This window comes from Streptomyces sp. NPDC007205 (assembly GCF_040634095.1).
Lineage (GTDB): Bacteria > Actinomycetota > Actinomycetes > Streptomycetales > Streptomycetaceae > Streptomyces.
In genome coordinates, this window is record NZ_JBEYEW010000003.1 from 325352 (window position 1) to 339151 (window position 13800).

At 70.8% G+C, this 13800-nt stretch carries 14 protein-coding genes, 1 tRNA gene and 1 pseudogene; 8 read left to right on the forward strand and 8 right to left on the reverse strand.

What is annotated here, in order from left to right; all coding sequences use genetic code 11:
• Positions 1-51 precede the first annotated feature (51 nt).
• Positions 52-1710, reverse strand: a complete 1659-nt coding sequence (gene cdgB, locus ABZ624_RS07910; protein ID WP_360083764.1) for a diguanylate cyclase CdgB — start codon at positions 1708-1710, stop codon at positions 52-54.
• 302 nt (positions 1711-2012) lie between these two features.
• On the opposite strand from cdgB, the gene ABZ624_RS07915 reads away from it, so the two are divergent.
• Both ABZ624_RS07915 and ABZ624_RS07920 read left to right on the forward strand, forming a co-directional pair.
• Positions 2013-2585, forward strand: a complete 573-nt coding sequence (locus tag ABZ624_RS07915; RefSeq protein WP_360083766.1) for a flavin reductase family protein — start codon at positions 2013-2015, stop codon at positions 2583-2585.
• Between the two features lie 50 nt (positions 2586-2635).
• Positions 2636-3094: a GNAT family N-acetyltransferase gene (locus tag ABZ624_RS07920; RefSeq protein ID WP_360083768.1), complete on the forward strand. Its 459-nt coding sequence runs from the start codon at positions 2636-2638 to the stop codon at positions 3092-3094.
• 102 nt (positions 3095-3196) lie between these two features.
• Here the strand turns inward: ABZ624_RS07920 and ABZ624_RS07925 are convergent, their stop codons facing one another.
• Both ABZ624_RS07925 and arfB read right to left on the reverse strand, forming a co-directional pair.
• Complete coding sequence (locus ABZ624_RS07925) at positions 3197-4057, reverse strand: sigma-70 family RNA polymerase sigma factor (protein WP_360083770.1); 861 nt, start codon at positions 4055-4057, stop codon at positions 3197-3199.
• Positions 4058-4150: 93 nt separating this feature from the next.
• On the reverse strand, positions 4151-4588 hold the full coding sequence (gene arfB / locus ABZ624_RS07930; RefSeq protein WP_360083772.1) for an alternative ribosome rescue aminoacyl-tRNA hydrolase ArfB: 438 nt from the start codon (positions 4586-4588) through the stop codon (positions 4151-4153).
• Between the two features lie 193 nt (positions 4589-4781).
• Here arfB and ABZ624_RS07935 point away from each other — a divergent pair, with 193 nt between their 5' ends.
• Positions 4782-5357, forward strand: coding sequence for a TerD family protein (locus ABZ624_RS07935; protein ID WP_031170907.1), 576 nt, complete (start codon positions 4782-4784; stop codon positions 5355-5357).
• A 121-nt stretch (positions 5358-5478) separates the two neighbouring features.
• On the opposite strand, the gene ABZ624_RS07940 is transcribed toward ABZ624_RS07935, so the two are convergent.
• The gene (locus ABZ624_RS07940; RefSeq protein WP_360083774.1) at positions 5479-6867 is read right to left on the reverse strand and encodes a M1 family metallopeptidase; all 1389 of its coding nucleotides are present in this window, start codon (positions 6865-6867) and stop codon (positions 5479-5481) included.
• Positions 6868-6920: 53 nt separating this feature from the next.
• On the opposite strand from ABZ624_RS07940, the gene ABZ624_RS07945 reads away from it, so the two are divergent.
• Positions 6921-7421, forward strand: a complete 501-nt coding sequence (locus ABZ624_RS07945) for a hypothetical protein (protein ID WP_360083776.1) — start codon at positions 6921-6923, stop codon at positions 7419-7421.
• 27 nt (positions 7422-7448) lie between these two features.
• On the opposite strand, the gene ABZ624_RS07950 is transcribed toward ABZ624_RS07945, so the two are convergent.
• From ABZ624_RS07950 to ABZ624_RS07960, 3 genes and pseudogenes are all read right to left on the reverse strand, one after another.
• A complete protein-coding gene (locus ABZ624_RS07950; protein WP_360083778.1) occupies positions 7449-8138 on the reverse strand; it encodes a pentapeptide repeat-containing protein in 690 nt (229 codons plus the stop codon).
• 77 nt (positions 8139-8215) lie between these two features.
• Positions 8216-8695, reverse strand: a complete 480-nt coding sequence (locus ABZ624_RS07955; RefSeq protein WP_360083780.1) for a GNAT family N-acetyltransferase — start codon at positions 8693-8695, stop codon at positions 8216-8218.
• 75 nt (positions 8696-8770) lie between these two features.
• Positions 8771-9383, reverse strand: a pseudogene (locus tag ABZ624_RS07960) (aminoglycoside phosphotransferase family protein); the annotation flags it as partial.
• A gap of 68 nt (positions 9384-9451) precedes the next feature.
• On the opposite strand from ABZ624_RS07960, the gene ABZ624_RS07965 reads away from it, so the two are divergent.
• Both ABZ624_RS07965 and ABZ624_RS07970 read left to right on the forward strand, forming a co-directional pair.
• Positions 9452-10105: a rhomboid-like protein gene (locus ABZ624_RS07965; RefSeq protein ID WP_360083782.1), complete on the forward strand. Its 654-nt coding sequence runs from the start codon at positions 9452-9454 to the stop codon at positions 10103-10105.
• A 10-nt stretch (positions 10106-10115) separates the two neighbouring features.
• Positions 10116-11522 (forward strand): FAD-dependent oxidoreductase, encoded by a 1407-nt coding sequence (locus ABZ624_RS07970; protein ID WP_360083784.1) that lies wholly within the window; start codon positions 10116-10118, stop codon positions 11520-11522.
• Positions 11523-11572: 50 nt separating this feature from the next.
• On the opposite strand, the gene ABZ624_RS07975 is transcribed toward ABZ624_RS07970, so the two are convergent.
• A tRNA-Thr gene (locus ABZ624_RS07975) sits at positions 11573-11650 on the reverse strand.
• A gap of 289 nt (positions 11651-11939) precedes the next feature.
• Here ABZ624_RS07975 and ugpC point away from each other — a divergent pair.
• Both ugpC and ABZ624_RS07985 read left to right on the forward strand, forming a co-directional pair.
• Positions 11940-13076, forward strand: coding sequence for a sn-glycerol-3-phosphate ABC transporter ATP-binding protein UgpC (gene ugpC, locus ABZ624_RS07980; RefSeq protein WP_360083786.1), 1137 nt, complete (start codon positions 11940-11942; stop codon positions 13074-13076).
• A 209-nt stretch (positions 13077-13285) separates the two neighbouring features.
• Positions 13286-13747: a hypothetical protein gene (locus ABZ624_RS07985; RefSeq protein WP_360083788.1), complete on the forward strand. Its 462-nt coding sequence runs from the start codon at positions 13286-13288 to the stop codon at positions 13745-13747.
• Positions 13748-13800 lie beyond the last annotated feature (53 nt).

Here is a 13800-nt window from a genome sequence, read left to right on the forward strand (position 1 = left end):
TGGCTGGCCCAAACGGGTGACTCGAATCGCATCAGGTCCCTGACCTGGGGATCATCCGGCGCGTCGGTGTTGTTTGGGACGAGATCGTTTCTCTACGTACATACGCTCGTCGGCTGACTTCAGCACTTCGTCCGCCGTCATGCCGCAGTGTGCCCAGCCGATACCGAAGCTCGCGCCCACCCGGACGGCCCGGCCCTCGGCCCGGATCGGCTGGATGATCTCGTTGCGCAGCCGTACGGCGAGGTCCTGGGCGTCGGCCCGGCCGAGGCCGTCGGCGAGGATCACGAACTCGTCGCCGCCCAGGCGGGCCACCGTGTCGCCGTCGCGGACCCCGCGTGAGAGGCGTCGGGCCACCTCGATCAGGACCGCGTCGCCCGCGTTGTGCCCGAAGCGGTCGTTAATCGACTTGAAGCCGTCCAGGTCGCAGAAGAGGACCGCGAGGCCCTTGGTGCCGTCGTCGCGGCCGTCCTCGGGAGCGACCGCGTGGACGTGGTGGTCGAAGGTGTCGTACGCCTCCGTGCCCGGCCGGTAGTCGAAGCCGTGGGCCGCCGCGGGCGCGTCGAAGGCCGGGTGGCCGTAGGCCGCGTCCAGGGATTCCAGGTCGCCGGCGTGGGCGGGGCGCCGGCAGAGGCGGGCCGAGAGGCGGGAGCGCAGTTCCGCGGAGTTCGGCAGGCCGGTGAGGGAGTCGTGGGAGGCGCGGTGGGCCAGCTGCAGTTCGCGGCGTTTGCGCTCCTCTATGTCCTCGACGTGGGTGAGGAGGAAACGGGGGCCGTCGGCGGCGTCGGCCACGACCGAGTTGCGCAGGGAGACCCACACGTACGTGCCGTCGCGGCGGCCCAGGCGGAGTTCCGCGCGGCCGCCCTCCGCCGAGGTGCGCAGCAGGGTGCCGATGTCCTCGGGGTGGACCAGGTCGGAGAAGGAGTAGCGGCGCATCGCGGAGGCGGGGCGGCCCAGGAGGCGGCACAGGGCGTCGTTGCTGCGCAGGATGCGGCCGTGCTGGTCACCGCCCATCTCGGCGATGGCCATGCCGGAGGGGGCGTACTCGAAGGCCTGCCGGAAGGATTCCTCACTGGCGCGCAGGGCCTGCTGATCACGCTCCAGACGGACCAGGGCGCGCTGCATGTTCGCACGTAGACGCGCGTTGCTGATCGCGATGGCGGCCTGGAAGGCGTACATCTGCAGGGCCTCGCGGCCCCAGGCGCCAGGGCGGCGGCCGTTGCGCGGCCGGTCGACGGAGATCACCCCGAGCAGCTCGCCGCAGGAGCCGCCCTGCACGCCGGGTGTGTACATGGGCGCGAAGAGGCGGTCGGAGGGGTGCCACTCGTCCTCGAAGCGGGGCGCCGGGCCGTCGGTGTACCACTGGGGGACGTCGTCGTCGTCGAGGACCCAGCCCTCGGTGTGCGGTATGAAGACCAGGTCACCCCAGCGCTCGCCCATGTCCAGCCGCCGCTCCCAGGACTCGCGGGAGCCGACCCGGCCGGTGATCAGGGCCTCGGCGGCGGAGTTGCCGGAGAACGCGGCGACGACGAGATCGCCGTCGGGGCGTACGAGGTTCACGCACGCCATCTCGTACCCGAGGGCGTGCACGGCGCCGTCGGAGACGGTCTGCAGTGTGTCCGCCAGGCTGCGTGCCGTGTTCATGTCGGCCATGACCTGGTGCAGCTGTCGCAGGGACGCAAGACGGACATACGGCTCCGACTCGGTCTCCATGCTCGCCCTCCCCCCGAGACCTCGCAGCGAATCAAGGGTGCTCGTACAGCTTCCCTGCCACTGAATCACAGCGCGCTGCCCACTCGGTACACAGGGTCAACAATTCCTGCCTCTTGTGACTCAAGTCACAGAAGAACGTGAACAATTGAGTGGAGTTTCCGCACTTTCCCCGTGCGTTTCCCGAACGCAAGCTTTGCGGATCTGTTCACCTGACGCACCCACCGGTCGTCCGTTGGTCCTAGGACCCGGTTCGGGCCGAGGCCCGATGTGGCCCGCGCGGGGCGGAGACTAGCGTTTCCGGCGTGCTGAAGACTCCCTCACCCACCGCCACCGCAGCTACCGGGCATGCTGAGGGGGTGAGCAACGACGAGTTCCGGGCCGCGATGTCCCGACTGGCCGCCGGGGTCGTCCTGGTGACCGCGCAGGAGCCGCCGCTGGACCCGGACGACCCGGGCGCGCCCGGCATGGAGGACGTCGGCATGACCGCCACCGCCTTCCTGTCCGTCTCCCTCGACCCGCCGTTGGTCCTGGTCAGCCTGCGCGAGGGCTCCCGCATGGACGACCTGCTCGACGAGCAGCCCCTGTGGGCGGTGTCAGTGCTCGCCGAGAGCCAGCGGCACATCGCGGGCCGCTTCGCCATGAAGGGCCGCATCAGCGACCGTCTGCTCTTCGAGGACATCGCCTACGTCCGCGGCGAGGCCACCGGCGCACCGCTGGTGGGCGGCGCGCTGGCCACGCTGGAGTGCCGCACCGAGCAGCGGGTGACGGCCGGCGACCACACCCTCGTCATCGGCCGCGTCCTGACCGCGCGGGTGCCGAGCGCGGAGGGGGGCCCGCTGCTGTACTTCCGCGGCCGGTACCGGCACGTGGGCTGAGCCCCGATATCGCGTGGCCGGGGAGTGAACCGGGTGTCTACGGTGCCCGGATGACACCTCGTCTGGAAGAAGTAACGCCCGCGAACTTCGACACCGCGATCGGCATCCGGATCCGCCCCGACCAGGAACACGCGGTCCGGCCGGTCGTGCAGTCCCTTGCCGAGGCGTACGTCCACCCCTGCGGCGTGGCCTGGCCCCGGCTCATCGTCGACGACGACCGCCCGGTCGGCTTTCTGATGGCCTTCCTCGACATCGACTGGTACGGCGACGGCAGCGTGCGCCGCTCGGGGCTGTGGCGCCTCAACATCGCCGCCGACGCGCAGGGGCGGGGCTACGGCCGGTTCGCCGTCGCCGCCGTGGCCGACCTGATCCGCGGCCGGGGCGGCACGGAGATGTACGTCTGCTGGCACCCCGGCGCGGACGGACCGGAGGGTTTCTACCTCGGCCTGGGTTTCCGCCCGACGGGGGAGGTCGACGGGGGTGAGACGGTGGGGGTGCTGGCCGTATGAGCCGTACGCGGATGCGGGTCGCCAACCCCGGCCGACCCCGGCCGACCCCGGCCCAACCCGGCTCACCCCCGCCCGACTACCCGCACCGCCCGCTGAACCGGCCTACCCCTGCTCGATCGTCAGCTCCGCCAACCGGTCCGGGTTCGTCACGATGTCGATGGACGCGATCCGGTCGGCGACGAAGGTGAACGTCAGGGCGCGCTCCGGGCGGCCGTCGGCGTACACGACCAGCCCCGTGGCCCCGTCGACCAGCGCGGGACGCGCCATCCGGGCCAGATGGGCGAAGTTCCGCGCGCCGGAGGCGACCCCGGCCGCCCCGATGCTCGTACCGGCGTCGCTGCGGGCCAGCACGTCCGGGTCGAGCACCGCGAGCAATCCGTCGAAGTCACCGTCCCGCGCGGCCGCCAGAAACGCGTCGACCACCTCCCGCTGCCGGACCAGGTCGGCCTCCGGCGCCTCCGCGCCCCGCACCCGGCGCCGCGCCCGGCTGGCCAACTGCCGTGCGGCGGCCGGGCTGCGCCCGAGGATGCCGCCGACCTCCTCGAACGGCACCCCGAACAGATCGTGCAGCACGAACGCGAGCCGCTCGGCCGGGGAGAGCGTGTCGAGGACGACGAGCAGCGCCACCCCGACCGAGTCCGCGAGCACGGCGTCCTGTGCCGGGTCCGGTTCGGCGGAGGCTCCCGCACGCCAGGTGTCCAGGGGCTCCTCACCGCGGGAGCGGCGGGAGCGGAGCATGTCGAGGCAGACCCGGCCGACGACGGTCGTCAGCCAGCCCCCGAGGTTGCTCACCTCACCGGTGTCGGACCGGCGCAGCCGGAACCACGCCTCCTGCACCGCGTCCTCGGCCTCCGCGGCCGAGCCCAGCATCCGGTAGGCGACGGCCCGCAGATGCCCCCGGTACGCCTGGAACCGCTCGGCGAGAAGGTCGTCGTCGCGGTGCTGCCCGTTGTCGCTCGTCATGTGCTGTCCGGCCTCTCCGTCACCCTCGGGGGTCCTCTCGCCTCACTGACGAACGCCGGACCGGAGATGTGACGGGCACACCGTCTCCGGGCCTCACGTCCAGTCGCGGCCCGAGCGGCCCCGCTTGGTCTGCGAGCGCTGCTTCTTCTCCCGCAGCCGGCGTTCGTTGATGCCGCGCGGGATCCGGGTCGGCCGGCGCGGCTTGGGCGGGGGCGCGGCGGCCTCCGCGAGGAGGGAGGCGAGGCGTACGGCGGCGACCTCGCGGTTGCGCCACTGGGAGCGGTGCTCGGAGGCCCGTACGGTCACCACTCCGTCGACGAGCCGGGCCGCGAGCCGCTGCAGCGCCCGCTCCTTCCACACCGCGGGGAGCGCCTCGGTGCGCGCCAGGTCGAAACGCAGCTCCACCTGCGAGTCGCTGGTGTTGACGTGCTGTCCGCCGGGCCCGGACGACCTGGAGAAACGCCACATGAGCTCGGCCTCGGGGAGCGAGACGGAGCCGCGGATGACGTAAGGACCGGACATGCGTTCCATGTTCCCGGTCGCGCCCGCTCCTCGTCACCTGGATTTCCGGCCCGGGCCCTCCCGCTCGGTAAAAAAGGTAAAGAGACCCGGAACCGACGGCACCCCTCTCGACGTTCTCCCGGGTGACGGTAGCTTCATCGGCAAGCTCATCGGCACAGATACACAGATATCCAACAGATATCCGAGGGAAGGGACTCCCAACATGGCTGTAAGCCTGTCCAAGGGTGGCAACGTCTCGCTCACCAAGGAGGCTCCGGGCCTGACCGCCGTCACCGTGGGCCTCGGCTGGGACGTCCGCACCACCACCGGCACGGACTTCGACCTGGACGCCTCCGCCATCGCGGTGAACGGCCAGGGGAAGGTCTACTCGGACGCGCACTTCGTGTTCTTCAACAACAAGCAGACCCCGGACAACTCCATCGTCCACACCGGCGACAACCGCACGGGCGAGGGCGCGGGCGACGACGAGGCGATCAACGTCAACCTGGCCGCGCTCCCGGCCGACATCGACAAGATCGTCTTCCCGGTCTCCATCTACGACGCCGAGAACCGCGGCCAGAACTTCGGCCAGGTCCGCAACGCCTACATCCGCATCGTCAACCAGGCCGGCGGCGCCGAGATCGCCCGCTACGACCTCTCCGAGGACGCCGCCACCGAGACGGCCATGGTCTTCGGCGAGCTGTACCGCAACGGCGCGGAGTGGAAGTTCCGCGCCGTGGGCCAGGGTTACGCCTCGGGTCTGGTCGGCATCGCCCAGGACTTCGGTGTGAACGTCTGAGCAGGCCTGCCCCGGCGGTGAAGCCTCGGAGTCCCCGGCCGTCCGGCCGGGGAAAGGCAAGGGAGTCGACTCCGCACACCCCGTCCGCATAGCGGATCCCGTACGGTGGCCGGATCGCCCGTCACGGGTGGTCCGGCTTGCGGTCGCCGTACAGCCAGTCCTTCCAGATCTCGGTGAAGTCCCGGTGCGGGGCCTTCTTCTCGACGTACGCGGTGAAGTCGGCGGTGCTCACGTTGCCGTACCGGTGGGTGGCCACCCAGCCCTGGATGATGTCGTAGAACGTGTCGTCGCCGACCTTCTGCCGGATCTTCTGCAGGACCATCGCGCCGCGCTGGTAGACAGGGCTGTCGGAGATGTGCGCGGCGCTCGACGGCTTGGCGGGCGGATAGGCCCAGATCGCCTCGTTGTCGCCGTCGTAGAGGTCCGTGAAGGTCTGCTGGGCGCTCTTGCCGCCGTGGTCCTCCTGGTACAGCCACTCCGCGTAGGTGGCGAAGCCCTCGTTGAGCCACATGTCCTGCCAGGACTTCGGGGTGACCGCGTCGCCGTACCACTGGTGGGCGAGTTCGTGCACGAGCGTGCCGGTCGCCAGGTGGTCGGCAGGGATGACGGGCCGGTTCTGGGTCTCCAGGGCGTAATCGGCGGAGCCCGGCCGGTCGACGATCGCACCGGTGGAGGAGAAGGGGTACGGCCCGAAGTTGATCTCCTCCCACCTGATGATGCCGGGGAGCTGCGCGAGCACCTCCTCGCTCGCCTTCGCCTGCGTGGGGTCGACGGCGGTGATGATCGGCAGCCCGTGCGGGCCGGTGCTGCGGCTGATGTCGAAATGGCCGACGGCGACCGTGGCGACGTAGCTCGCCATGGGCTGGGCGGTGTGCCAGTGGTAGGTCGTACGGCCGCCCCTGGTGGACTGGTCCGCCAACTCGCCGTTGGAGACGGCCTGGAGGCCCTTGGGGACGGTGACGGTGATGTCGTAGGTGGCCTTGTCGGAGGGGTGGTTGTTGCCGGGGAACCAGGCCATGGAGCCGACGGGTTCGCCGAGGCCGAGGGCGCCGTCGGCGGTGGGCAGCCAGCCCTCCTCGGAGCCGTCGGGGTCGGTGAGGGTGCGCGGGGTGCCCGAGTAGCGGACGACCGTGCGGAAGGTCTCGCCCTTGCTCAGGTCGTCGTGCGGGCGGACGGTGAGTTTCTGGCCGGCGCGGTTGAAGCGGGCCTTCCTGCCCTCGACGGTGACCGAGCCGACGTCCAGCCCGGCGAGGTCGAGGCCGAAGGCGGACAGGTTCTGGGTGGCGCGGGCGGTGATCACCGCCGTACCGGTCAGACGGCGGGTGGCGGGGGTGTAGTCGAGGGTGAGGTCGTAGTGCCCGACGTCGTAGCCGCCGTTGCCGGCCTTCGGGAAGTACGGGTCGCGCACCCCGGAGCCGCCCGGGGTGCCGTGCACTCCGGCGCCGCACGCGGTGCCGGTGAGGGCGAGCAGGACGGCTACGGCCGGCACAAGGCGTACGGGTCTGGGCATGCCAGTGATCTTATGCGTCGGGGCTCGTACGCAGGCATGACACCATCTCTTCCGTGCTCGACATCGGCTACGCCCTCTCCAACCGGTTCCCCGACCCCCCGCAGACCGACTACCGCCGCGCGGACGTCCGTGCGCTGCGGCACGACCTGTTCTGCGGGGACGTCTATCTCGCGGACACGAAGACGGACCGGGAGCTGTCCACAGCCTGGGGATGGGTGCCGGTGCTGGACTTCGCGTGGGCGCTGTGCGACATCGTGGAACGGCTGGACCGGGATCCGATGGGCTCCCGCGCCGCCCGGCCCCAGCGGGCGGAGCTGGACTTCACCGAGTCCACCGACCGGATGCTCTTCGAGCGCCGCTTCGGCTGGGTGGACATCACCGCCGACTGGGTGCCGGCCGAGGAGTCCCCGCTGTCCTTCTCCCACACCGCACTGCGCCGCGAGGCCCGCGACTTCCTGCACGATCTGATCGCGGACCTCACCGACCTCCATGAGGACCTGTCGGAAAACCCGGCGATCTGGACACTCCAGGCCCGCTTTCCCCGCGTGGCGTAGGACCGCGGCAGGGCCCCGGAAGCGGGGTCACTCCACCCGGATTCCCAGCTCCGCCGCCAGCACCGGTGCCAGATCCAGCAGTTGGCCCGTGCTGATCACCGCCCCCGACAGCCGGTCCAGGCCCCGCACGATCTCCAGCGGAGCGGCCCCGCGCAGGTCCACGTCCGTCAGCGTCGCACTGCCGAAGTCGGCCTCTCTCAGCGCGCAGTCGACGAACTCCACCCGCTCCAGGCTCGCGCCCGCGAAGTCCGGCTCGACGAGCACGCACGACTCGAAGACGACGTCCTTGAGGCGGGCCTCGCGCAGATTCAGGTAGTCGATCTTGCCGCCGCGCACCACGACCCGCTCCAGGACGGCGCCGTGCAGCTGGGTGCCGCCCAGCCGGGCGTCGATCAGCTCGACGTCCCGGAACGTGGACTCGGCGAGATGCGTGCCCACCCCGCGCAGTCCCGTCAGGACCGAGTCCAGCACTCTGGCCCGGCCCAGCGCCGTACCGTCCACCGAGCAGCCCGTCAGCGCGCAGTCCATGAACCGGGCGCCCACCCCGTCCTGCCCGGTGAGGTCCGCGTCCCGGAACTCCAGCCCGTCATAGTCCCCGTCCGGTCGCAACTCCCCGTCCGGCCACGGCTCCAGCGACGGCAGCCGCAGCTCCGGCCGTCGCGCACCCTTCACCCCTGCCCGGCCCGCCGCACGGCCGCCCGTCGCTCTCCTCGCCATGACCCCATGCTGCACCCCGCCACTGACAAACCCCCTGACCTGGGAAAATGCCGGCCGTCAGGGCACCGGTACCGGAATCAGTGACCTGAGCCCAGCGCCGCCAACGCCCCGTCCGTGAGCCGGTACACCGTCCACTCGTCCTGCGGACGGGCACCGAGCGCCTCGTAGAAACCGATCGCGGGCCGGTTCCAGTCGAGCACCGACCACTCCAGACGCTCGTACCCGCGCCGCACACAGATGCGCGCCAGCTCCGTCAGCAGCGCCCGCCCGTGCCCGGCGCCGCGCGCACTCGGCCGCACGTACAGGTCCTCCAGATAGATCCCGTGCACACCGCGCCAGGTGGAGAAGTTCAGGAACCACAGCGCGAACCCGACCGGCTCACCGTCGGCGTCGTCCACCGCGACATGCGCGAACGCCGCCGGCTGCTCACCGAACAGCGCCTCCCGCAGCTGCTCCTCACTCGCCCGCGCCTCCTCCGGGGCCTTCTCGTACTCGGCCAGTTCACGGACCAGGGCATGGATGACGGGGATGTCGGCAGGGGCAGCGGTACGAATCATGCGAGGAGGCTAACCGGGGCCACCACACCGGGGCACGCGGGTTTACCGCGCGGGCTCGGTCACGCCGTGCGCAGTCTCCGCGCCGAGTACCTCCGTCATCGCGTCGAAGCGCCGGCGGACCTCGGCCGCCTCGAAGCGGTTGTCCAGCGCGGGCCACAGCTCGAAGCCGGGGTCACCCGCGAGCGGCTTGGGATCGATGGCGAGCCACTCGGCGCGGTCGGCGGCGAGGACGTTCTCTAAGTGCAGGTCCCAGTGCAGCAGCCGGTCGCCGGGCTCGGCGGCCACCTCGCGCACGGCGGCCGCACAGTCCGCGATCAGGCGGCGGGCCCGGACGTCGGGGATGCGCTCCAGTGCCCACGGGGTCCGCTCCAGCATGCCCTCGGCGATGTCGCCGAGCCGTCGCATGCCCGGCGGCGCCGGGAACGACGTCAGACGGGCCAGCAGCCGCGCGACGACCAGGACGGCCTCGCCCGGGTCGTGGTCGAGGAGTCGTACGGCCCCGTCGCCGTCCCACACCCGCAGCGCGACCGGCTCGCCCTCGCTCTCCTCGTCCGGCAGCTGCAGCTTCAGGACCCGCGGGGCCGCCGTCGGCGCGGACGACCGGCAGGACCAGCGCGCTGACACCGTTCATCGAGGGTCCGGCCGGCCGCAGCCCCCACCGGTCCAGGAAGGCCACCGCGAGATCCGGCCGCTTCCGCCAGATCGCCGGGGATGTCAATCACGTACCGAACGATACTGACGTGCGTGAATCGGCTCATGCGCATTATCCGGGGCCCCGGCGGCGTGTGGGCGTACGTCCGCAGCGCCCCCGGCACATACGTGTGGCTGACGATCCTGTTCATCACGACCGTCGCCCTGCACCACATGTCGCCGGAGTTCGAGCAGCACTTCCTGCGGCAGCGGTCGACCAACATCCACGAGCTGTCCCGCAACCCGGTCCGGGTGCTGGTGGCCAGCGCCATGTGGATCGACAGCGGCCACTGGATCCCGTACGCCGTGCTGTACACGGCGTTCCACGCACCGGCCGAACGCTGGCTGGGTACCGCCCGCTGGCTCGCCGTGTGCGTGCTGGCGCACGTGCTGGCCACGCTGATCAGCGAGGGTGCCCTGCTGTTGGCGATCCGGGACGGCATCGCCCCGCACTCGGCGGTCAACACCCTGGATGTCGGCGTGAGTTACGCGCTCGCCGGGGTCATCGGCGCGCTCACCTACCGGGTCTCGGCCCCCTGGCGGTACGCGTACCTGCTGGCGGTGCTGGCCCTCTTCGGGCTGTCGCTGGCCATGGAGCGGTCCTTCACCGAGCTCGGCCACTTCGTCTCCGTACTGATCGGTCTGGCCTGCCACCCGCTGACGAGGGGCCGCGGAAAAGCATGGAATCCGAAGGAGACACTGGCCGCACTCAGGAGTTAACGTCCCGGCCATGAGCAGCTCGGCAAGCAGTGTCGTCAACGGCGGGATCTCCTTCTGGTACGCGGACGACGGCCTCCCCGCGGTACGCGAGCCGCTGTCCGGGGACGCGTCGGCCGACGTCGTCATCGTCGGCGGCGGCTATACCGGCCTGTGGACGGCGTACTACCTCAAGAAGGCCGCCCCCTTCCTCCGCATCACCGTCCTGGAGCAGAAGTTCTGCGGCTACGGCGCCTCCGGCCGCAACGGCGGCTGGCTCTACAACGGCATCGCCGGCCGCGACCGGTACGCCGGGCTGCACGGCCGTGACGCCGCCGTACGGCTGCAGAAGGCGATGAACGACACCGTGGCCGAGGTCGTCGCGGTCGCCGGGGCCGAGGGCATCGAGGCGGACGTGCACCGGGGCGGTGTCCTCGAAGTCGCCACCACACCCGCCCAGTTGACACGCCTGAAGGCCTTCCACGAGCGCGAGCTGTCGTACGGCGAGAAGGACCGCGAGCTGTACGGCGCCCGGGAGACGGCCGAGCGGATCCGCATCGCGGACGCGGTCGGCTCCACCTGGACCCCGCACGGCGCCCGGCTGCACCCGGTGAAGCTGGTGAAGGGCCTGGCGGCCGTGGTGGAGGCGCTGGGCGTCACCGTCCACGAGTCCACGCCGGTGACGGAGATCCGCCCCAAGCACGCCGTCACCCCGTACGGCACCGTCCGCGCCCCGTACGTCCTGCGCTGCACGGAGGGCTTCACGGCGTCCCTGAAGGGCCAGAGACGCACCTGGCTCCCCATGAACTCCTCCATGATCGCCACCGAGCCGCTGACCGACGAGCAGTGGGAGTCGATCGGCTGGGCGGGCCGCGAAACCCTCGGCGACATGGCCCACGCCTACATGTACGCCCAGCGCACCGCCGACGGCCGGATCGCGCTGGGCGGACGCGGGGTGCCGTACCGCTTCGGGTCGAGGACGGACAACGACGGCCGGACACAGCCGGAGACCGTCGAGGCCCTGCACGAGATCCTGACCCGCTTCTTTCCCGCCCTGGCCGGCGTGCGCGTGGAACACGCCTGGTCGGGCGTCCTCGGCGTGCCGCGCGACTGGTGTGCCACGGTGACCCTCGACCGCTCCACCGGCCTCGGCTGGGCCGGCGGCTACGTCGGCTCCGGCGTCGCCACCGCCAACCTGGCCGCCCGCACCCTGCGCGACCTGGTCCAGCAGGACTCCGGCCAGGGCGGCCGCACCGAGCTGACGGACCTGCCCTGGGTGAACCACAAGGTCCGCAAGTGGGAACCGGAACCCTTCCGCTGGCTCGGCGTCCACGGCATGTACGCCACGTACCGCACCGCCGACCAGCGCGAACGCCTCCACCCGGGGACGGAGTCCTCCCGGCTGGCGAAGGTGGCGGACCGGGTGGCGGGCAGGCACTGAGCGGGCACGGCAAACGGCCCCGGACGAGGAGTCCGGGGCCGTTGTGCGTCTGGAGCCCCCTGTCGGATTCGAACCGACGACCTACGCATTACAAGTGCGTTGCTCTGGCCGGACTGAGCTAAGGAGGCATCGCGCACTACAGAGCCGTACGCGAAGGGCGGCTCCACTGTACACAGAGCGCGTTCCGCGCGGCCACGGCGTTCGGCTCGGCGAAGACGTGCCGGTCCGCAGCGGAAGAAGAAGGCGGACTCGAAAATTTCCGCGAAGTTCACCAGGGCCCAGGTACTGACAGAACGAGTGAACGCCAGGTACCGTCCTGAGCCAGTTCGCGCAGTTCACCTGGGTGGACTACACCAACCACCTTCCTACAACGGATCGTCCGGCACGTTCCTGCCGGTAGAAGGGGGCCCATTCACCATGGCCACTGTCACGTTCGACAAGGCGACCCGGATCTACCCGGGTTCCACCAAGCCCGCCGTCGACGCGCTCGACATCGCGATCGAGGACGGCGAGTTCCTCGTCCTGGTCGGCCCGTCGGGTTGCGGAAAGTCCACCTCGCTGCGGATGCTCGCGGGCCTGGAGGACGTCAACGGCGGCGCCATCCGCATCGGTGACCGCGATGTCACGCACCTGCCGCCCAAGGACCGGGACATCGCCATGGTGTTCCAGAACTACGCCCTCTACCCGCACATGACGGTCGCCGACAACATGGGCTTCGCGCTCAAGATCGCCGGCGTCAACAAGGCGGAGATCCGGCAGAAGGTCGAGGAGGCCGCGAAGATCCTCGACCTCACCGAGTACCTGGACCGGAAGCCGAAGGCGCTGTCGGGTGGTCAGCGCCAGCGGGTCGCCATGGGGCGCGCGATCGTGCGTGAGCCGCAGGTCTTCCTCATGGACGAGCCGCTGTCCAACCTGGACGCCAAGCTCCGGGTGAGCACCCGTACGCAGATCGCCGGCCTGCAGCGCCGGCTCGGGATCACCACCGTCTACGTCACCCACGACCAGGTCGAGGCCATGACGATGGGCGACCGGGTGGCCGTACTCAAGGACGGTCTGCTGCAGCAGGTCGACTCGCCGCGGAACATGTACGACAGGCCCGCGAACCTCTTCGTCGCCGGCTTCATCGGCTCCCCGGCCATGAACCTGGTCGAGGTACCAATCACCGACGGCGGCGTGAAGTTCGGCAACAGTGTCGTCCCCGTCAACCGGGAGGCGCTGACGGCCGCCTCGGACAAGGGTGACCGCACGGTGACCGTCGGTGTCCGGCCCGAGCACTTCGACGTGGTCGAGCACAACGGCTCCGTGGCCGCCTCCCTGTCCAAGGACGCCGCGGACGCGCCGGCCGGTCTCGCCGTCTCCGTGAACGTCGTCGAGGAACTGGGCGCCGACGGCTACGTCTACGGCACCGCCGAGGTCGGCGACGAGGTCAAGGACCTGGTGGTCCGCGTCAACGGCCGCCAGGTGCCGGAGAAGGGCTCCACCCTGCACGTCGTGCCGCGGCCGGGCGAGATCCACGTGTTCTCCACGTCCACGGGCGAGCGTCTCTCCGACTGAGCAGCGCGTTTGCACCCAAGTTGACGAAAGGGGCCCTGCGGAGTGCCGCAGGGCCCCTTTCGTGTGAGGCATACCCCCGGATATATCCCGGCACAGCGATTATTTCGGGCGTGGCGCGTCAACCCCTTACCCAGAAAAATGCGGCACCTCATCCCCCGAAAGGGTGACTAAATGTCGCCAAATCATTACCCCGCGCTACCCTCACACGCGTGAAGCACTCCACCACTCCACAGACGCGACGCGGCCATCGGGGCGGCCCTGCCCGCCGTATCGGCCGCACTCTCGCCCTCGTCCTGCCCGTCGTCCTGGTGCTCTCCGGAACCCTCGCGGTCACCCGGGTCAACTGGACGGGGAGCCCTTCCAGCTCGGCGCTGGCCGCCTCGGACGTCTCGTCGGCGGCGCTCTCCGCCAAGACGGCCTCCCGCGCCCCGCAGGATTTGCTCCGCGACCGGCTGATCACCGAGCTGCAGAAGAAGAACCCGGGGGTCGTCCTGACCCACCTCCAGCAGGCCGTCAACGGCCACCCCTCGCTGGCCAAGCACTGCGCCTCCATCGCCCGCTCCCTCGGCCAGGCCGCGGCGCGCATGTACGGCGTTCCGCGCGCCCAGTCCTACGCCCGCCCGGTGTGCGACACGTCGTTCGCCTCCGGCGTGCTCGCCGCGCGCGGCTGACGGCTCCTCAGGGAACGCGCCGCTGCCGGCCGGTCCGGGCGGGGCGCCACGTA

Excerpts from the sequence above, each read along its gene's own strand:
- cdgB (WP_360083764.1), bottom strand. The coding sequence starts at position 1,710 with ATGGAGACCGAGTCGGAGCCGTATGTCCGTCTTGCGTCCCTGCGACAG.
- ABZ624_RS07920 (WP_360083768.1), top strand. The coding sequence starts at position 2,636 with ATGACACCTCGTCTGGAAGAAGTAACGCCCGCGAACTTCGACACCGCG.
- ABZ624_RS07925 (WP_360083770.1), bottom strand. The coding sequence starts at position 4,057 with ATGACGAGCGACAACGGGCAGCACCGCGACGACGACCTTCTCGCCGAG.
- arfB (WP_360083772.1), bottom strand. The coding sequence starts at position 4,588 with ATGGAACGCATGTCCGGTCCTTACGTCATCCGCGGCTCCGTCTCGCTC.
- ABZ624_RS07935 (WP_031170907.1), top strand. The coding sequence starts at position 4,782 with ATGGCTGTAAGCCTGTCCAAGGGTGGCAACGTCTCGCTCACCAAGGAG.
- ABZ624_RS07940 (WP_360083774.1), bottom strand. The coding sequence starts at position 6,867 with ATGCCCAGACCCGTACGCCTTGTGCCGGCCGTAGCCGTCCTGCTCGCC.
- ABZ624_RS07950 (WP_360083778.1), bottom strand. The coding sequence starts at position 8,138 with ATGGCGAGGAGAGCGACGGGCGGCCGTGCGGCGGGCCGGGCAGGGGTG.
- ABZ624_RS07955 (WP_360083780.1), bottom strand. The coding sequence starts at position 8,695 with ATGATTCGTACCGCTGCCCCTGCCGACATCCCCGTCATCCATGCCCTG.
- ABZ624_RS07965 (WP_360083782.1), top strand. The coding sequence starts at position 9,452 with ATGCGCATTATCCGGGGCCCCGGCGGCGTGTGGGCGTACGTCCGCAGC.
- ABZ624_RS07970 (WP_360083784.1), top strand. The coding sequence starts at position 10,116 with ATGAGCAGCTCGGCAAGCAGTGTCGTCAACGGCGGGATCTCCTTCTGG.
- ugpC (WP_360083786.1), top strand. The coding sequence starts at position 11,940 with ATGGCCACTGTCACGTTCGACAAGGCGACCCGGATCTACCCGGGTTCC.